This window comes from Salinithrix halophila, from assembly GCF_042650125.1.
GTDB classification, from domain to species: Bacteria; Bacillota; Bacilli; order Thermoactinomycetales; family DSM-45169; genus Salinithrix; species Salinithrix halophila.
This window is the reverse complement of record NZ_JBHSAP010000015.1, coordinates 197,134-215,245: the sequence shown is the minus strand read 5'-3', so window position 1 is coordinate 215,245 and position 18,112 is coordinate 197,134. Positions and strand designations below refer to the sequence as shown.

16 protein-coding genes are annotated in these 18,112 nt (G+C 53.1%); all 16 read right to left on the bottom strand.

Annotated elements, in window-relative coordinates:
* Window positions 1-208: 208 nt before the first annotated feature.
* The 16 genes from ACFOUO_RS11295 to ACFOUO_RS11220 all read right to left on the bottom strand — a co-directional run bounded on the left by ACFOUO_RS11295 (window position 209) and on the right by ACFOUO_RS11220 (window position 18,111).
* Complete coding sequence (locus ACFOUO_RS11295) at window positions 209-1,663, bottom strand: NAD-dependent succinate-semialdehyde dehydrogenase (protein ID WP_380705221.1); 1,455 nt, start codon at window positions 1,661-1,663, stop codon at window positions 209-211.
* 129 nt (window positions 1,664-1,792) lie between these two features.
* Window positions 1,793-3,052 (bottom strand): glycosyltransferase family 4 protein, encoded by a 1,260-nt coding sequence (locus tag ACFOUO_RS11290; RefSeq protein WP_380705219.1) that lies wholly within the window; start codon window positions 3,050-3,052, stop codon window positions 1,793-1,795.
* 135 nt (window positions 3,053-3,187) lie between these two features.
* Window positions 3,188-4,297 (bottom strand): glycosyltransferase family 4 protein, encoded by a 1,110-nt coding sequence (locus ACFOUO_RS11285; protein ID WP_380705218.1) that lies wholly within the window; start codon window positions 4,295-4,297, stop codon window positions 3,188-3,190.
* Window positions 4,294-5,742 carry an O-antigen ligase family protein gene (locus tag ACFOUO_RS11280; protein WP_380705217.1) on the bottom strand — a complete coding sequence of 483 codons (1,449 nt, stop codon included), beginning with the start codon at window positions 5,740-5,742 and terminating at the stop codon, window positions 4,294-4,296. Before ACFOUO_RS11280 ends, ACFOUO_RS11285 begins: the two co-directional genes overlap by 4 nt.
* A 6-nt stretch (window positions 5,743-5,748) precedes the next feature.
* Entirely contained in the window at window positions 5,749-7,212 is a 1,464-nt protein-coding gene (locus ACFOUO_RS11275) for an oligosaccharide flippase family protein (protein ID WP_380705216.1), read from the bottom strand.
* 19 nt (window positions 7,213-7,231) lie between these two features.
* On the bottom strand, window positions 7,232-7,972 hold the full coding sequence (locus ACFOUO_RS11270; RefSeq protein ID WP_380705215.1) for an acyltransferase: 741 nt from the start codon (window positions 7,970-7,972) through the stop codon (window positions 7,232-7,234).
* 9 nt (window positions 7,973-7,981) lie between these two features.
* On the bottom strand, window positions 7,982-9,289 hold the full coding sequence (locus tag ACFOUO_RS11265) for a nucleotide sugar dehydrogenase (protein WP_380705214.1): 1,308 nt from the start codon (window positions 9,287-9,289) through the stop codon (window positions 7,982-7,984).
* Between the two features lie 164 nt (window positions 9,290-9,453).
* Window positions 9,454-10,563 carry a DegT/DnrJ/EryC1/StrS family aminotransferase gene (locus ACFOUO_RS11260; RefSeq protein WP_380705213.1) on the bottom strand — a complete coding sequence of 370 codons (1,110 nt, stop codon included), beginning with the start codon at window positions 10,561-10,563 and terminating at the stop codon, window positions 9,454-9,456.
* Entirely contained in the window at window positions 10,560-11,603 is a 1,044-nt protein-coding gene (locus tag ACFOUO_RS11255; RefSeq protein WP_380705212.1) for a Gfo/Idh/MocA family protein, read from the bottom strand. Before ACFOUO_RS11255 ends, ACFOUO_RS11260 begins: the two co-directional genes overlap by 4 nt.
* A 149-nt stretch (window positions 11,604-11,752) precedes the next feature.
* Window positions 11,753-12,964, bottom strand: a complete 1,212-nt coding sequence (locus ACFOUO_RS11250) for a glycosyltransferase family 4 protein (RefSeq protein WP_380705211.1) — start codon at window positions 12,962-12,964, stop codon at window positions 11,753-11,755.
* A 61-nt stretch (window positions 12,965-13,025) separates the two neighbouring features.
* Entirely contained in the window at window positions 13,026-14,090 is a 1,065-nt protein-coding gene (wecB, locus tag ACFOUO_RS11245) for a non-hydrolyzing UDP-N-acetylglucosamine 2-epimerase (protein ID WP_380705210.1), read from the bottom strand.
* Between the two features lie 223 nt (window positions 14,091-14,313).
* Window positions 14,314-14,748 carry a 3-hydroxyacyl-ACP dehydratase FabZ gene (fabZ, locus tag ACFOUO_RS11240; RefSeq protein WP_380705209.1) on the bottom strand — a complete coding sequence of 145 codons (435 nt, stop codon included), beginning with the start codon at window positions 14,746-14,748 and terminating at the stop codon, window positions 14,314-14,316.
* Window positions 14,749-15,014: 266 nt separating this feature from the next.
* Window positions 15,015-15,536 (bottom strand): CDP-alcohol phosphatidyltransferase family protein, encoded by a 522-nt coding sequence (locus ACFOUO_RS11235; RefSeq protein WP_380705208.1) that lies wholly within the window; start codon window positions 15,534-15,536, stop codon window positions 15,015-15,017.
* 126 nt (window positions 15,537-15,662) lie between these two features.
* Window positions 15,663-16,568, bottom strand: a complete 906-nt coding sequence (locus tag ACFOUO_RS11230) for a DNA-directed RNA polymerase subunit beta (protein ID WP_380705207.1) — start codon at window positions 16,566-16,568, stop codon at window positions 15,663-15,665.
* A 398-nt stretch (window positions 16,569-16,966) separates the two neighbouring features.
* Window positions 16,967-17,260, bottom strand: coding sequence for a sporulation transcriptional regulator SpoIIID (gene spoIIID / locus ACFOUO_RS11225; protein WP_380705206.1), 294 nt, complete (start codon window positions 17,258-17,260; stop codon window positions 16,967-16,969).
* 179 nt (window positions 17,261-17,439) lie between these two features.
* A complete protein-coding gene (locus ACFOUO_RS11220; RefSeq protein WP_380705205.1) occupies window positions 17,440-18,111 on the bottom strand; it encodes a peptidoglycan DD-metalloendopeptidase family protein in 672 nt (223 codons plus the stop codon).
* Between the last annotated feature and the right edge of the window lies 1 nt (window position 18,112).

The window sequence follows — 18,112 nt, the reverse complement described above, 5'->3', positions numbered from 1 at the left end:
GCAACCGAAAATCCAGCGGAGTGCTCGAAGGCTCCCACCGTTTTTGCGGCCACACACGCTTTTCCTTTGGCCGCTGATTGGGAAGCCGGAGTCACGGAGCGGACAGGCCCGACATCTAAGGGAAGTTCATCTGGCGTGGAATCAGAAGTCCGGCTCCACGCCCCGCACGCATCAAGGTTTATCAGTAGCCCTAGGCCTTTTCAACCGGTCATTTCAACCCCAAAGAGATATATTTGATTTCCAGAAACTCTTCGACACCGTACTTACCCCCTTCCCGACCCAGACCGCTCTCCTTGAAGCCGCCAAAGGGTGCCTGAACGGTGGAGGGTACCCCGTCATTCACACCGACGATCCCGAACTCCAATTTTTCCGCAACCCGGATCGACCGGGCCAGATCCCTTGTATAAAAGTAGGCAGCTAACCCATAACGGCTGTTGTTTGCCTTTTCTACCGCTTCTTCTTCTGTCCGAAAGGTCTGTATGGGTGCCACGGGTCCGAAGGTCTCCTCAACTATCACTCGCATGTCGTCGGTCACCTTATCCAACACGGTCGGTTCAAAGAAATGGGCCTTTTGTCCGGGGGCTTTCCCCACTTTGGTACGCCGATTTCCTCCAGTGACGACACGAGCTCCTTTGGCAACGGCATCTTTCACGTGCTCTTCGACCTTGTCGGCAGCATCACCATCGATCAGAGGGCCGATTTGAACTCCTTCCTCCATCCCGTTACCTAACTTTAACTCCTTCGCCTTTTCTGCGAGAAGATCGGTGAAACGGTCGGCAATGCTTTCATGGACATAGATCCGGTTGGCACAGACACAGGTTTGCCCGGCATTGCGGAATTTGCTGGCGATCACTTCATCGGTCGCCTGTTCCAGATCGGCATCTTCAAATACGAGAAAAGGCGCATGACCCCCAAGCTCCAGACTGATTTTCTTTACCGTATCCGCTGCCTTCTTCATTAAAAGCTTGCCCACTTTCGTGGAGCCGGTAAAACCCACCTTACGTACCCGTCCATCTTCAAGGAGGGCATCTCCGACGGCAGAAGCGCGAGTGCTTGTCACCAGGTTGACGACACCGGCGGGGACCCCCGCTTCCTGAAACAGTTCCATCAGTCGGCAAGCGGTTAGTGGCGTCTGCTTAGCCGGTTTCACAACCACCGTGCAGCCGGCAGCCAGGGCGGGGGCGATCTTGCGGGTGATCATGGAAGCTGGGAAATTCCAAGGGGTGATGGCGGCGGCCACGCCGACGGGCTGTTTGTGGACCCAGATCCGTTTATCCCCCGTTGAAGAGGGTATAGTCTCCCCGTAGATGCGCTTTGCCTCTTCTCCGCTCCATTCGACGAAATCAGCCGCATACTGGATTTCTCCTTTGGCCTCCACCAGGGGCTTTCCCTGTTCCAGGGTCATGAGTTCCCCCAGCTCTTCTTTATGATCCAGCATTCGCTCATAAGCCCGACGCAGAATGATCGCCCGTTCTTTCGCAGGAAGGGCTGCCCACTCCGGAAATGCCTGATGTGCAGCTTCCACCGCCCGGTCGACATCCTTCTCATCCCCATCGGCACAGGTACCGATAGGATCCCCCGAAGCGGGATTGAATACCTCGTAAGTTCTTCCACTATGAGCTTTTGTCCACTCGCCGTTAATAAATAATCCATAGGTAATCATGCCAACCTCTCCTTTCTACCACCGAAACCTTTGTCGTCCTTCTGTTTTCCCCACAAAACCTCTCTCAAACATAGGTTCTAAAAGTCCCTTCATCAACACGAAACCCCCGGAACAATCCGGGGGTGGTGTTCAATGTTTCATTTTCGCTTCATTGATTTCTTTCACGGGATCAGCCCGGTGAAAAAAACGAAGTTCATGGTATAGAACTTGGGCCAGCTTCTGCCGGTTGCCGGAACGATCGATGTAACACCGACCACGCTCCTGGATCGCTTTCTTCTCCTCCGGGGTGAGACCCCTGAGGGACTTCATCGCATCGGCGATGCCACGGGGGTTTTCGGCCCCGCTGAACACTCCCGCCCGGGCCTCTTCGATAATATCGCGAATTTCTCCGTCCACGGTGGTGATGATGGGCTTACCGACATACAGATAATCGAACAATTTATTGGGCCGGGCACCGCGAAAGATTTCGTTATCTGCCAAGGAGATGATCCCACAATCCGCCGCATCGATAAAATCATACACTTCCCCTTTGGTAACGGGGTCCAGAAAATGGACGTGATGAAGTCCTTTCTCCTCTTTGATCCTTTTTAGCTTCTCCTTCTCCGGCCCGTCCCCGATCAGAACGATGGCATAGCCTTCGGGAAGGTGTTCTCCAGCACGAACCACATGCTCCAGGGCATTGGCCGGGCCGTGGGCGCCTGCGTACAGAGCGACGAACTGATAGGGGGCGACTCCCATTCGACGTCGGCATTCCTGCCTTTTGTCCGCGTCAGACTCCCAGGAACCGACGACGATCCCGTTGGGGATGAGGGAGATCTTTTCAGGGTTAATCCCCTTAGCAGCGATAAAACGGCGCTGGTACTCCGTCAGAACGATAATCTTGTCCGAACGGCGATAAAGGAAGGATTCCAGCCACGTGAGTGCTTTGACCATCGCTGGGTTTTGGAGTCCGCCCATCTTGGTCAACGTATCCGGCCACAGATCCCTCACTTCCAATACAAAGGGACAACGCTTCAACCGAGAGAGGAGCCAACCGGCAAAGGGTGTCAGTAAGTGAGGAGAGGAAGCGAAGAGTACATCCGGTCGCCGCCGAAACAGACCAGCCAGAAAAAACAGCACGGCAAAGCTAACCATGTTGAGCACGCGTCGAAAGTCGTTCACGCTGTGGGGAAAGGACCACAGCCAACACATCTCGAGACCTTTTACCGTCTCCAACTCCCGCTTAGACTCATCGTCGATGAACCGACGGCGGGAGTGGTTAAAGGAAGAAAGCCACAGAGTGACTTCTGCCCCTTCTTTTTCCGCCCACTCCCGGCCGAGTTCATAATGACGGGTAATCCCTCCGATGTTGGGTGGCACGGCATAGTGGTTAGCGATCCAGATACGCACAGGGTTTCACTTCCTTACCTCAGGCTGATGACGGACCTTCACGGGCATCGGAACTTTCTGTTCCATGCGGATGCTCCGGTTCGCCGCGGGTGTGTATGTCACGTCCCCGTCTCACGGCAACCCCCTCACTCTCTGTCAACCGGATAGTTCCTGATAGAGCTCTATTAGTTTCTTCTCCTCTACATGCCAATTGTAAACATCCATATGAGCGATTTGTCCATTTTTGCCCATTTTTTTCTGTAGGGAAGGATTAGTCAAAATCTGCTCCACCTTGGCCGCCATCTCTCTCGGATCGAGGGGATCCACGGTAAAACCCGCTCCGCTTTTCTCGATAATCTCCCTCCACAGGGGAAAGTCCGTCGCCACCACCGGTAAACCTGCCGCCATATATTCAAAGAGCTTGATCGGCAGGGACTCCCGGTAGTTTTCCACCGGATGCAGACAGACAAGCCCTACTTTTCCTCGGGCCAGCCACGGCCCCACTTCTTCAAAGGGAATTCGGCCATGAAGATAGATCCTTTTAGCCTGTAATTCTGCCTCGTTCCGGTCTTCCGGCTGGATATGTTGCAGCGGGCCGATGACATGCAGCTCCGCCTTCAACTCCTGGGGAAGATGCGCCATCATTGCGATCATCTCCTTGTAACCCCGCAAATAGGAGACACCGCCTACATATAGGATGCGATTTTTGCCGTCTTCTCCCGCTCTCTCCGCTGGCGGGAAGGGAAGCGGATAATTTTTTACCGTCACAGTTCGGCGTACCGAAGAGAAATTCTCTGCGATGGGTTCCGTAGCCGTGACGACGGCGGAAAGACAACGAGCCATCCCCTTCTCCGCCGTATCAGCAAGGCGGGAAAGCGGTTGACGAAGCCTACGTGGAATCCAGGGTTTTGTCCCAATCTGTTTGGGCAGATCCTCATGTGCGTCATAGATAACGGGGCTTTTGGTCCACCATCGGAGCAGCATCCCCCAAGGGAGGAGTTCCGGGTCGTGGAAATGAAACCGGTCTGCCCCGCTTTTAAGAGCCCGACGAAACAGCTTCCAACCGCCCAAAAGACGGGCTGCCCTGTTTTTCGGGGCAGGAAGACCGACCACTCTCACGCCGTCGATCTCCCGCTCATCAAAATCGGCGAGGGCATGTAGTTCCACCCGGTATCCAGCCTTCACTAAAGAGACAGCCTGCTTATGAAAAATGCGGGAATCATTATATCCGTGAACGGAGCTCATAATCATTACATGGCTATTCATCTTAGATCCCTACTATCAGCATGAGCGGAATGGCTGGATACAGCGGTTTTCCCTTCCTCCTTGTGGCGCGCGGCGTATCTCTGCCGTTCACCGACAGCAATCACCGCCAGAGCAAAACCGTAGACGATCCACATCGGCGTAAAGTGGATAGCCGTGCTGGGGGACATGCCTCCGAAGAAGTAGCCGATGAGTGCGATGAATGAGGCAGTCGCTCCCCAGCGGATCACCGGGGAGAGGCCAACAGCCTCCTTTACCCGGGCCAGGCGGAAGAGACGCCACAACATCCAGAAGTAGAGGGTCATATAGAGAAGGAACACGCCCACCCCGAAGTTGACCAGCACTTCCGCCCACCAGTTGTGTATATTGGACTTCGCGCCCACGCCGGGAGCCCCCAGCATGTAATATTCGATATTGCCCGCCCCGACACCAAGATAATGGCTCCTTGCCAGAAAATGAAGGCCATTCATTATCAAGGCTTTACGGATCGAAATGCTCTGATCCCTCGAACTGGCTTCTTCCTCGTCCAGGGGTATATCATCCTCGTTCGGTAACGTCCAGGAACTCTGTAGGTCATTGAAAACCCCCAGGGTGCTTCCCAGTTTGCTACGGGTCTGATCGGAAAGAACGGAGGATAGGAGGCCACCGGTCACCACCACCGCCAGCAGAAGCAAACCCGCTCCCTTGAGGAGGTTCCGAAAATTCCGTTTGGATCGCTCTACCGTAAACGGAATCAGTGCTAGCCAAGTCACCGCCACCAAAGGAAGGGCAAAGCCGCTGTTGCTTCGGGAACCCGTGAGGAACAAATCGCAAAGCGTGATGATCCCGGTCAAGTAGATAAGTACTTTCGCCTTGCGCCGGGCTGCCAACATATACAGAGCCGTCACCAAGAACGGGAGCCCTAGCGTGATCGCCGTGGCAAAATCATTCTGATTGGAGAAAAAAGACGTGACATTGGAACTTTCTCGTCCAAAATATCGGGAAGCTGGCAGGTGCCAATAGGTGACGGATTCGATCAGACCGTAGACGACAATGATAAAAAACGCCCAGAACAGTACGCGGCCCGTCTGCTCGATATGGCTAGACCCTTTCAAGAAGAAAGGAAAAGATAAACATAACAGCAACATCGTCACCAGGAAGGTAAGGTATTTCAGCCCGAGCCCCAGACTTCCGGCCCATGTCAGGGAAACGGCCGCATAGACCACCCAAAAGGCGAAGAAGGCCGTATACCATCGTACCGGGTGCATATGAGAGGATTCCAGATCGCGACTGCGGGCCCAGCGGATGAACAGTCCAGCCGCCAAAGTCAGAAAGAAGAGGCGAAACAGGGTAAGCTTAAACCCGGGTATCACAGGAACACCCAAAGTTGGCCCCAATACAGCGAACACCACCATCAGGTGGAACAGCTGATTCAGTTTTTGTTGTCTGGGCAGAAGCAGGGAACTCATCGGCACTCACCTTTTGCGAAGGAGTTTAGGTATCATCCTTTGCAGGAGCTTTATAGACTCGACATTAAACAATCCCGTCAGGAAGACAGCGGCCACCATCAGAACGGCCGCTGCAACATAGTACAGCCAAAGACCGCTCCAGCCACCCACTTGCATCCACGTGATCGCCCCCATCACGGCAATATACAGTCCGAGATAGAGGAGCATCGACCGCATCCGGAAATCGACCTGATAGGCCGCCTTTCCCTTGCGATAGATGGAGAGAAAGACGTATAGATAGGTGACCACCGTCATAGACGAGGTCCCCCAGGCTCCGATGACGGGCACCAGAACCAGGTTGCCGACCAGATAAACCAAGGCCGCCACCATGAACGTTTTCGAAATATCCTTGGTCTTCTTGTTGATCAACAGCCCTACACCTACGATCAAATGCATCGTGTTGAGGACTGTACCAAGGGCCAGCATCCAGACATAGGGATAGGCTTCATAGTAATCAGGGTTCCCCGTTGCCACCTCGATAATCGGCTTGATGAAGAAGGTGAGGAACATGACGAAAAAGGTCCCGAGCACCAGGAATCCTCGACCTAAGAGGCTATAGATCTGCTGGGCGTCCTCCTGCTCCTTGATGGAGACGGAGAAGGGGCGCCAGGCAAGCTGGAAAGCGGAAGTGATCAGTACGATGATGCTGGCGAACCGGACCGCCAGTCCGTAGATCCCCGCTTCATCGGAAGAAACCATGTGATAGATCATTGGTCGACTGACGGCATTCATAACCCAGAAGGCAAGGAGTGTGGGCAATAGCGGGATGCCGTAGCTCAGGAGATCCCTCACATGCTTCTTTTCGACATGGCGGGTGAACTGTTTTCGGTAATGCCACAACAAAATGGCGGCTACAACTGACTGGGCCAGGATCTGTCCGTAGAAGATCCCCAGCACGCCCATCTTTCCTATCACAACAAACCAAACGCTGGCCAAGCTGGATCCGATCACATAGGACATACTACCCGCCATAAAGGTCTTAACCTCGCGGGCAAAGCGGGCATAAGCCAGGGTCTGCTGGATAATCACGTTGGCCACGATGGTGAGGACGGCCAGAGTCAGCAGATTGGGATAGCCGCTGGGGTCTTCATACAGCAGATTGGCAGTGGGGGCGCTGATGAAGAGGGCGATCAGCAGAAATCCAAGGCTGACCAGGGCCGGGAAAAAGACAGCGGCGGTGAAGTAACCTTGCCTGTCTTTCTGATCCTTGGCTTCAAAGAAATAGAAAGCAAATGCAGTATCTGTGCCCAGAATGCAAAAATAAGTGATAACCATGGCGATTGTGTTGGTTAAATCCCAGTCCCCGAAACGGGTTGGATCCAATTGGCGGGTATAGACCGGGATCAGCAAAAAAGCCACGATCTTATTACCCATTAACGCCAGCGCAAAGGCCGCTGAATCGGAGAACAGTTGTTTGATCTTTGCTAGCATAACCTGCCCCTTTACCTGTTCAACCTCCGCGCATCTCCCCTTTCGGTACCGGCCTTAGACGTCGTGCAGGCACTCCGACGTAGACGGCAGCCGGTTCCGTATCCCGGTTGACGACGGCACCGGCGGCAATGAAGCTCTCTTCGGCCACGACTACTCCAGGCAGGAGGATGGCTCCCCCGCCGACCCGGGCCCCTCGTTTCACCGTGGGCCCCTTGACGTGTTGGAAGCGTTCTTCAGTCCTGCCCATAAAGTTGTCGTTGGTCGTCGTCACCCCCGGCGCAATGAAGACATGCTCCTCCAAACGGGAATAGGCAGTGATGTACGCATTGGTCTGTATTTTTGTATGGGAGCCGATCTCCACCTGGTTCTCCACCGCAACCCCACGACCGATCACTACCCGGTCGCCGATACGACACTTTTCCCGAAGGAAGGCTTGATCCCCGACCAAGACTTCCACGCCGAGAAGGCTGCCACGGTAGAGGACCGCATTGGCCCCGATTGTGCTCCCTTCCCCGATAATCAATGCAGGAAGATCGGCATCCACTTGGACCGTACTCGTCTTTGCCGGTCGAGGCCACCGACCGATGACGGCATGATCGGCAATCGTGACCCCATCCCCAATCCGTGTGCCCGCATGGATGGTCACATGGTTGCCGACGGTGACATTATCGCCCAAAACCGCGCCTTCTTCAATAACAGAGAAGTGGCCGATGACAACCCCTTCCCCGATTCGAGCGGAATCATGCAGATAATAGCTCATCTTCAACCCTCAAATCTTTTCATAGTCGGCGCTGATTTCTTCTAACCCCTTCAGAGCGTTCCGCGTATCAAAGATTACCTTGGCATGATCGGCAATCATCTGGTAGTCATAAGCCGTATGGTCCGTGGTGATCAATACGAGATCCGCCCCTTTCAGCAGTTCCGGGGTGATTTCCTGGCTCTCATAGGTACGCTCCCCAATTACAAACCCGGGAATGTGGGGATCGTTGACCGTGATTTGAGCCCCGTATTTCTCCAGCTTTTCGATGATCTCGATCACGGGGGATTCCCTCATATCATCGATATCCCGCTTGTAAGCAGCCCCTAGAATCAGCACTTTGGAGCGGGAGAGTGCCTTCCCGTACCGGTTGAGGATCTTCATCGAGCGCTCGACGACGAAATCGGGCATATAATTGTTGATCTCCCCGGCCAATTCGATCAAGCGGGTATGGTACTTATATTCCCTGGCTTTCCAGGTCAGGTAGTACGGATCGATGGGGATACAGTGACCTCCCAGTCCCGGCCCGGGATAAAAAGCCATGAAACCGTAGGGTTTGGTCTTGGCTGCCTCCACCACTTCCCAGTAATCGATACCCATTTTATTGCAGAGAATCGTCATCTCATTGGCCAGGGCGATGTTAATGTTGCGAAAGGTGTTCTCCAAAATCTTTTCCATTTCCGCCACAGCGGGGCTGGAAACTTCGAATACCTCTCCCTCCAACACGTTCCGATAGAGGGAAGCAGCCACCTTCGTGCAGGACTCCGTGATGCCGCCAACCACTTTGGGTGTGTTTTTGGTGTTATACACTTTATTGCCGGGGTCAACCCGCTCCGGGGAGAAGGCCAGGTAGAATTCCTCTCCAACCTTAAGCCCCCCCTCCTCCAGGATCGGACGAACGACTTCCTCCGTCGTACCGGGGTACGTCGTACTCTCCAGAACAACGAGCATCCCTGGATGAAGGCGCTTGGCAATCTCCCGCGTCGAGGCTTCCACATACGATGTGTCCGGTTGTTGATAAAGGTCCAAAGGGGTTGGAACACAGATGGCCACCGCATCCACTTCAGCGATATCCGAGTAGTCTGTGGTGGCCCTTAAACGACCGTCACCGACAATTTGTTCCAACTCTTCATCGACAATATCTCCGATATAGTTCACACCCCGGTTGACCATGTCTACCCGTTTCTGCTGGATATCAAAACCGATCACCCGGTAACCGGCTTTTGCCTTCTCCAAGGCCAGGGGTAAACCGACGTAACCCAGGCCGACGACACCAATGATTGCTGTTTTGTCGTTGATCTTACCCAGTATTTTGTTCATCGGAACCCTCATCCCTTTGTCTCATGGTGTTGGCGCAATCCGATTCCTTGCCCCACGGTGTATCCGAATTTCGTCATACCTTCCCGAAAGTGGAACAGATGGCTGTTCGGAGCCGCCCCGCTCGACCGAACCGGGTTTTTCACCGCTTCCAAAGCAACAATCCATCACTGATAAAATGTGTTTACGGTATCAGCGATGAAATGAATGGTCTCCTCTTTCATTTCTGGGTAAAGCGGCAACGCAAAAGAGCGCTTGGAAACCGCTTCAGCCACCGGCAGGTCCCCTTCCCGGAAGCCAAGTTCCCGGTAGACTTCCTGAAGGTGCAAGGGTACCGGATAATAGGCATTGACTGCGATTCCCCGTTCCCGGAGATAGGTCATCAGACCCTCTTTTTCTTCCGCTTGGATGATGTACAAATGGTAAATCGGATTGACATCCTCCGATGAAAAAGGGGTAACCACAGGCACTTCCGCCAACAAGCGGTCATAGAGACGAGCGTGGTTTCGACGGGCTTCGTTCCATTCTTCCAGGTACTGCAATTTTACTCGCAGTGCCGCCGCCTGCAATTCATCGAGACGGCTGTTGTATCCGATCAGCCGATTCAGGTATTTGGATTTCGGGTCACTACCATGAACCCGAAGGCTCCGAATCCGTGCAGCTAATTCTTCGTCATCGGTAACGACCATGCCACCGTCCCCGTAACCGCCCAGGTTCTTCGTCGGGAAAAAAGAGAAGGTGGCCGCATCTCCCAAGGAGCCTACCCGGCGCCCCTTATACTCAGCACCGATCGCCTGTGCGGCGTCCTCTAGCACGAAGAGGCCGTGGGTTTTTGCGAAGGCAGTTATTTCATCCATATTCGCCGGTTGTCCAAAAATGTGGACGGGGATGATCGCTTTTGTTTTTTCGGTGCGTTTTTTCTCCAACTGGTACGTATCCAAGTTGTAGGTCTTTGGATCGATATCGACGAAGACCGGGACGGCTCCCAGCCTGGAGATCGATTCTGCCGTTGCGAAAAAGGTGAACGGTGTGGTCAGCACTTCATCCCCAGGGCCAACCCCCGCCGCGTCCAGTGCCAAAACCAGAGCGTCTGTCCCGTTGGCAACCCCGATACCAAAGCGAGCGCCGGAAAACGCGGCCACCTCTTCTTCCAAGGCCTGAACCTGGGGACCTAAGATGTAACGCCCACTCTCCAACACACCGAGAACCGCTTCTTTTACCTCTTCCTGTATCCCTTTGTACTGGGCTTTCAGATCCAACAGAGGTGTCTTATTCATGCCTTCACCCCCGGATTTCTCTCCAATTCTTCCATGCGAACCGGACGGCCTCTCTCCGCCGACTGTTGGCAGGCGATAACAAGGGCAAGAGCGCGATACCCGTCCATACCGGATACCACCGGTGGCCGACCTTGTGCCACAGCTTCGGTCATATCTTCAATCAATCGCTGATGACCCGGCTTTCCATAGGGTTCTTCATGAATACGATGGATCGTCTCCTCCGCCTGGCTATCGGTCAGATCAGCAAACTTCCAGGCCTGAATCCAATTGGCCGTCGGTCCGCCAACGATCGCTGTCCCTTTCTCTCCAAATAGAGAGAGGGATTCTTCCAGGTTTCGGGGATAAAGGGTAACGGCTGCTTCAATTACACCCAGGGCTCCGTTTTTAAAGCGTAGGATGGAAACCGAGGTGTCCTCCGTTTCAATATCGCGAACGCGGGTGGCATGGTAGGAGGAGACTTCCTCCACTTCCCCCATCATCCACAGCATCAGGTCCAAGTTGTGGATGGCCTGATTCATCAGAACACCGCCGTCCATCGCCTTTGTCCCCCGCCAAGGGGCTTGATCGTAGTATTCCTGGTTCCGGTTCCACCGGACCGTGGCATTTGCGTGACTGAGCGTGCCGAAAGCCTCTGTTTCTACCCGCTTTCGCAGCTCTTCCATCGCCGGTCGAAAGCGATTAGGATGGACGACGGACAGGAAAACCCCGTTCTCCTTGCAAGCCCGGATCATAAGATCTGCGTCTTTCAAGGTTAGGGCCATCGGTTTTTCCACCACCACGTGCTTACCCGCCTCTGCCGCTTGGATGGCGAGAGCAGGGTGAAGACCACTGGGGGTGCAGATATTGATCACATCCACATCAGCCTGCTTCACCATCTCCCCGAGGTCCCCATAACCGGCAACCCCATCTACAGCGAAAGGAGCCAGCCGCTCCGGGTCTTTATCGCAGACAGCTACTAGTTCCGCTCCCTCAGCGGCCCGGATCGCTTCCACATGTTTTTTGGCGATATGTCCACAACCGACGATCCCGTATCGTATCACAAAGGTCCCTCATTTCATTCCGCCAGGGCCAGGCTATCAAACCGGCGGCCATTGGCTCTTTAATGTTACAAATAGATTACAAACCTAGGATCAATGTAACACAGCAGTAATAACTTGAGTATCCCTCCTTGGGATTCTTAAGCGTATCTTTACAAAAAATCAGGCCTCTTTTCATCCAAGATGCCTTCATACAAAGCTCGCATCCGTTCTGCATTCCGTTTCCAGGTGACGGCTCCCGACTCCGTAAAGGCGCGCTCCCCCATGTCGCAAGCCAACCCCTCATTTTCCGTCAACAAGATGGAGAGATAACGTGCCAATTCTTTTGGTTCACCGGGTTTCACTAGAAAACCGGTCCGCCGGTGCTGGAGGATTTCCGAGATGCCACCCACATCCGTTGCCACCACCGGCTTTCCACAACCCATCGCCTCCAGAATAATCGAAGGCATTCCCTCACTTAGGCTGGAGAGGACCACCACATCACTGCTGTTGATCCACACGGGAATCTCCTCGTGGGGTTTCCGCCCGACAAAATGGATCTGTTCCTCGACGCCGCTCTCCCGGGCCTGCTGTTTTAATTCCCCCCGTAGAGGGCCATCTCCAACCAGGTAGAGACATACTTCGGGGTGCTGCTCTGCCACCTGCGAAAAAGCTCGGAGGAGGTCACCAAGCCCTTTTACCTTGTACAGGTTTCCTACAAACAAAATCGACTTCACACCTTCAGGCACACCCAACTTCTGACGAGCTTCCTTTTGACAGAACGGATAAAACCTCTGTGGGTCAAACCCGTTGTAAATAGTGGTCGCTTCCACCCCAGGAACGATTTTTTGCGTGTCCCACTTCAATTGTTCGCTGACTGTAATGATGTGATCATTCATCCGCAGGGCTTGTTCCGTACGGCGATATACCCTTGTCGACCGATAAGGATACAATCGAATATCTGAACCGTGAATCGTTGTCACCAATGGGATAGAGAAGGACTGCTTCAACTTCGCACCGGCATAACCGTCAGGGAAAATCGTATGACAATGAATGATGTCAAAGGGAAAATGCTCCCGGATCTCCGCAATCTCCCCGGCAAGGGCCTTGTAATAGAAATAACCGTATGCCGAAAAAAACAAGCCGCCGGGAAACATAAGTGTCGGTACATAGTGAATGGGGATTCCGTCCATCATAGCCGTCTGGGGAAACTTTCGGTATCCGCTCCATTTCGGGTAGAAGGGAAAATGGGGAATCGGGGATATAATACGGCATTCAATCCCTTCCTCCTTCATGGCCTTGATCTGGTTATGGACAAAAATACCCGCCATCGGGTTTGCCGGGTTGGGATACATATGGGAGATCACCAAGACATTCAAGCTCATAATGAGTCATCATTCTTCCTTTCTGGGGGCTCCGCGTGAACAGGTGAACCCGCTGTTGGCATCATGGCCCGCTAACGAGCCGGCGAACAATTTTTTCTGCCGCCCGCCCATCCCCGAAGACAGGAGCGACATGAGAAAAGTCCACCTCAAAATTTTCCACAGCCTCGATGATTTTCCTTTTATCCGCTCCAGTCAGAAGGTTTGTTTTTTGTTCCACCGTTTCGGTCCACTCGGTCTCATCCCGCATGGTAATACAGGGGACTCCCACCAGGAACGCCTCCTTCTGTACACCTCCGGAGTCGGTTAGAATTTTGGACGCCTGGGCCTCCAATTGAAGCATATCCAGATAACCGACCGGTTCGGTCACCGTGAGCAGAGGATTGTCGAAGGCTAGGCCCTGCTCGCTCATACGCCCTCGGGTACGAGGATGGAGGGGCAGAATGACCGGAACATGGAGCTGATTCAGAGCGCCCACAATCGCAGAAAGGCGGGCCGGGTCATCGGTGTTTTCCGCCCGGTGGAGGGTGACCAATACATAAGATCGCGGCTCGACACCCAGCCGTGACAAGATATCCGACCGAGCTTCCGCCAAGGACCGATTAAACTGGACGGCATCAGCCATCACGTCTCCGACCAGTTCCACCCCGCGGTCGACCCCCTCTGCCGCTAAATGGCGGACCGCCGTATCCGTCGGACAGAAGAGTGCTGTTGAAACATGATCCGTTAGCACCCGATTTACCTCCTCCGGCATCCGGCGGTTAAAACTTCTCAGACCGGCCTCCACATGGGCAACGGGGATATGCAGCTTAACTGCCGCCAATGCTCCGGCCAAGGTTGTATTGGTATCACCGTATACCAGTACCCAGTCCGGCTTTTCTTTGACCAGCACCTCCTCGATCCGAGTTAGCATTTCCCCCGTCTGGGCGCCGTGAGACTTCGAGCCAACACCCAGGTGATAATCGGGGGACGGAATTTTCAGTTCACGGAAGAATACATCGGACATCGCGTCGTCATAGTGTTGACCACTATGAATCAGCACCTCTTCTCCTTGCTTGCGGAGACTGCGCGACACAGGGGCCGCTTTGATAAACTGAGGGCGGGCTCCAACGATCGTTACGGTTTTCAACAGCATTCCCTCCTCGTGTTTTCCCTTAAAAATGAAAAATAATTCCTGGTATCTCAACGGTAAGGGAAGGCGTAAAGGTTACATGGTTAACAAACTCTTAATACAGGCAAAAAACAGCATGAGGCCTCTCCGAAAGCACACCATCTTGCCCGCTGACCAAACAGATAGAAAGCGCTCGAAGCCACAGGAAGCCCCTCTGACGAGGGGCTTCCTGTATTATGTATTATTCCGTTTTCGAAATGGCAAAAAGAAGTTCTCCCTCAGCCACCACCTGACCATCTACCTTGGCCGTGGCTTTCCCTTTGCCCATGGTAGCACGCAGGCGCGTCATTTCCACTTCCAACGTGAGCGTATCACCGGGCTTCACTTGCCCTCGGAAACGGAACCCTTCAATACCCGCAAAAAACGCTAGTTTTCCTCGGTTTTCTTCCAGGCCCAGCACAGCACAGGCACCCACCTGAGCTAGCGCCTCTACGATCAGTACTCCGGGCATAACGGGGTGGCCAGGGAAATGCCCCTGGAAAAAAGGTTCATTCATCGTAACATTTTTCAATCCAACCGCCCGCTTGCCATATTCGCATTCCAGGATGCGGTCCACCAACAAAAAAGGATACCGATGAGGGATCACTTCCTGAAGTTGGTTGATATCCATCTCCATTTTCCTTCTCTCCCTTCCATCAGACCAATCGGCCCGACAACGCCTTAATTGTAACATAAAACCAAGTGCCATAAAAAAACGGATCAACGGGTTTTTCCTCTCATCCGTCGTCATCCCTCTGTATCCCCATGTATGAAAGGGAGACCCGGACACTACAATAAAGGAGACCCTCCTGCTTACTAGTGGTGGGGGGTTCAAATAAAAAAGGGCACCGGAGGTTCCTCCAGTGCCCTTTTCTCGTTGAAGGAAACCTCTCGTTGCGGGTATCACATCAAACGCTGGTTCAACAGTTTAAACTGAAACAGGTAAATGAACGAAGTCGCGAAGGAGAAAAGGATAACGCCCCATAAAAACTCCTCTCCAAAGGAATGGCCGAACATGAGCAAAAAGAGGGCGATATAATATAGAATCGTCGTCAGCTTCCCCATGATATTAGCCGGTACCGTCAGCTTCCCTCGGAAATGAAAAAAGGCTGAGGCGATGATCATTCCCAAATCTCGGATGAAGATTGCAGCAGCAGCGGTAAGACTGATCTTTTGAGAAATGAGTAGTGAGAGAAAGACAGCCAACATCATCAGCTTGTCCGCCAAAGGATCAAGCATAACACCCAATTGGGTAACCTGACTGTGTCGCCGTGCCAAATACCCGTCCACCACATCGGTTAACCCAGCTAAGAGGAGAACCCCGAACGCCCATGCCATCCGGTCGCTCAGATCTGAAAAGAACAGGCCCAAGTAAACAGGAATTAAGGTAAAACGAAATAGGGTAAGCAAATTGGGCAGATTCATTCGGGGTCCCTCCTCTCCTCTTCCTTCACCCGGTATAACCGGCCCCCGATAAACCCTTACCCTGGCCAAGTAAACGTGAAAGATCCCGTCTTAGCCGTCGGGGGACGGCGGAGACGGGTCCCTATTTTACCCGTAAATCAAATTGTATAAGTGCTCCCACAGTCTTTTTGTGAAAACATCTCCAGCCGGATCATCTCCGATCACACTGTAACCGATCAATAACCCTCCTGCTAAGGCAGCGATTGCTAACAAAGGAAACCATACGAAGGTGAACATCAGCACCCTTCGCCGGGTCAACCAAGCCCACCGGCCCTCTTTCTCCTCCTCGGCACTCATCGCCGAATGCTTCGCAGGAACCTCTGAAACTTCCTCCGGCTCCGGTGGAACCATGATCTCTCCCACGGAGGGAGGTTCAGGGTCCTCATCCGTTTCCTGTGTCGGCTTCTTCCACATGAGTTCACCAGCGGGCTTTTTCATTTTGCCCTTACCAGGCTCCCCGGATTCATCGCTGGTGTCGGGGTCTTCCTTCTCTTCCTTCCCTTCCTGCTCCACCGCAACGTCCGATCCGATTCCCCAATCATCCTGGAGGCGTTCCTCCCAGTCATGAGGAGGGGCGGTTTTCTCGTGCGTCTCTTCTGCTCTGTCAGAATTTTGGCCTGAGCCTGTCTCATCCGATTTCCCAGTTTCCGATCCAGCTTCGTCCACCGTTGATGGATCCTCAGTGAGGCCTTCCTTGTCCGCCGGTTTGTCTTCGGGGACATCTTCCTTCTCCGACGCGGATTTATGGGGAATTTCTTCCCTATCCGACGCCGATTTATCATGGGAGGCTTCTTCCTTGTCCACCGTGGATTTATCCTGAGAAGCTTCTTCCTCGTTCGTCAATGTTTTTCCTTGATCTGCATCCGCAGCTTTTTGCTCCCCTTCAGAGCGAGTTGCATCCATGGCGGTCTCTTCCTTACGGACTTCCGCCTCCTGTTTCTCCGGGTTCTCATTTTCCCTAATCCGGGGTTGTTTTTGGTCGTTCCCCTGCATGGTTGTTATCCTCTCCGAGCGGCAAAATATGGGTGACTCAGCGTGTTTGACAGCTCGTCCATCCAAAAGAAATCCCATTCCTATATATGAACAAGGTTGAATAACAATGCCAACTATAAATCCTCTATAGATAGAATATATCGCAACTGACCACACAAGTCTACTCCAACCATTTATTGATATGGGGAAGGGTCGCAATTGAGAGGCGGAAAAAGTCAAAAAGAAACCAGGTGGAAAGCAAGGAGACTTCCACCGACTCAAAGGAATTCATTTTTATAACGCCGGATCTGGCGCACCAGACCTCGTCGCAGGCCGGTCCGACAAGCCGGTATGTATGTCCGGCTGCGACCTGGCAGATTTTTTTGTCATATCGCAGGCGGGGTGTGCGGAAAACTCGTCTATACTTTGACCGTTGGCTCCAAGGTCTTTGTTTCTGTTTGGGGCCGGGATCGCTTGTATTTGATTTTCGTCGCTTCGCCGCCACGAAGGTGCCGGATGGATTTGTGGTACTCCAGAATTTCTTTTACTTGGTTAGCCAGCTCGGAATTGATTTCAGGTAATCGTTCGGTTAGATCCTTGTGCACTGTGCTCTTGGAAACCCCAAACTCTTTGGCGATCGTGCGGACTGTGTTTCGGGTTTCCACGAAATAGCGCCCAATTTTAATCGTCCGCTCTTTGATGTAATCGTGCACTCCCCTCGCCTCCTTCTCTGAATGTCTGGTACATTATATGAGCCATGACAGCGGTTATTCTCATATGACAGGCCCTGACAAGCCATTTTGGCCAAATTTTCATCCATTTTCCGTCACAGATGCACACGTAAAAAACCCGCTTCCAAAGAAGCGGGGGGTTAGGGTGGTTGAGGGTATGGTTATTGTTTACCCAGAAATTTCGCAGGGTTGACGGATTCTCCGTCTTTTCGCACTTCAAAATGGAGGTGAATGCCGGCTTCTTTCTCAAAATTGTTGCGTCCGGCTTTGGCAATCGGTTCCCCTTGGGAGACGGACTCCCCTTTTTTCACACTGACATCGGCCAGGCTTTGGTAAACCGTGACTAGACCATCCTTGTGCTCGATCTCCACTTGGTTTCCGGTTAACGGATTCTCTTCAACCCGGACAACCTTCCCGCTCATCGCTGCGAGAACTCCGAAGGTTTTGCCGTCCTTACGCGTGTAGTCGAGGCCGGAATGGGGCCAATAAGTGTTTGCATATTTCACCAGAGAGGCCTCTTTTGTTTTTTCAGAAGCGGTTTCATCGTAATATCCCATAGTTTCAAGCGCCTTGGAACCACTGTCAGCAGGAGCCTTCATTGGCTCAGTTTTGGCTATCGGTTCCTCTTGCTTCAGTTCTTGTTCCCAGCCGGTATTGGGTTTGGTCACGCCGGAATCCTGGGCGCCTTGATACCACCACACCAGGCTTAGGATGAGTGCTGCGGCTGCGAGATAAACGGCGGGGAAAAACCACTTCTTCGCGAAGAGGCGTTTCCATTTCAGGTTGGAGACTTTACTAACCGGCTTTACCGGTTTATTGTCTTCAGGTTTCATT

What these genes read in the sequence shown, in the direction of transcription:
- ACFOUO_RS11230 (WP_380705207.1), bottom strand. Translation starts at nt 16,568, where the DNA reads ATGCAGGGGAACGACCAAAAACAACCCCGGATTAGGGAAAATGAGAAC.
- ACFOUO_RS11250 (WP_380705211.1), bottom strand. Translation starts at nt 12,964, where the DNA reads ATGAGCTTGAATGTCTTGGTGATCTCCCATATGTATCCCAACCCGGCA.
- ACFOUO_RS11220 (WP_380705205.1), bottom strand. Translation starts at nt 18,111, where the DNA reads ATGAAACCTGAAGACAATAAACCGGTAAAGCCGGTTAGTAAAGTCTCC.
- ACFOUO_RS11235 (WP_380705208.1), bottom strand. Translation starts at nt 15,536, where the DNA reads ATGAATCTGCCCAATTTGCTTACCCTATTTCGTTTTACCTTAATTCCT.
- ACFOUO_RS11265 (WP_380705214.1), bottom strand. Translation starts at nt 9,289, where the DNA reads ATGAACAAAATACTGGGTAAGATCAACGACAAAACAGCAATCATTGGT.
- ACFOUO_RS11260 (WP_380705213.1), bottom strand. Translation starts at nt 10,563, where the DNA reads ATGAATAAGACACCTCTGTTGGATCTGAAAGCCCAGTACAAAGGGATA.
- ACFOUO_RS11285 (WP_380705218.1), bottom strand. Translation starts at nt 4,297, where the DNA reads ATGAATAGCCATGTAATGATTATGAGCTCCGTTCACGGATATAATGAT.
- ACFOUO_RS11295 (WP_380705221.1), bottom strand. Translation starts at nt 1,663, where the DNA reads ATGATTACCTATGGATTATTTATTAACGGCGAGTGGACAAAAGCTCAT.
- fabZ (WP_380705209.1), bottom strand. Translation starts at nt 14,748, where the DNA reads ATGGAGATGGATATCAACCAACTTCAGGAAGTGATCCCTCATCGGTAT.
- ACFOUO_RS11275 (WP_380705216.1), bottom strand. Translation starts at nt 7,212, where the DNA reads ATGCTAGCAAAGATCAAACAACTGTTCTCCGATTCAGCGGCCTTTGCG.
- ACFOUO_RS11280 (WP_380705217.1), bottom strand. Translation starts at nt 5,742, where the DNA reads ATGAGTTCCCTGCTTCTGCCCAGACAACAAAAACTGAATCAGCTGTTC.
- ACFOUO_RS11270 (WP_380705215.1), bottom strand. Translation starts at nt 7,972, where the DNA reads ATGAGCTATTATCTGCATGATTCCGCTCGAATCGGGGAAGGGGTTGTC.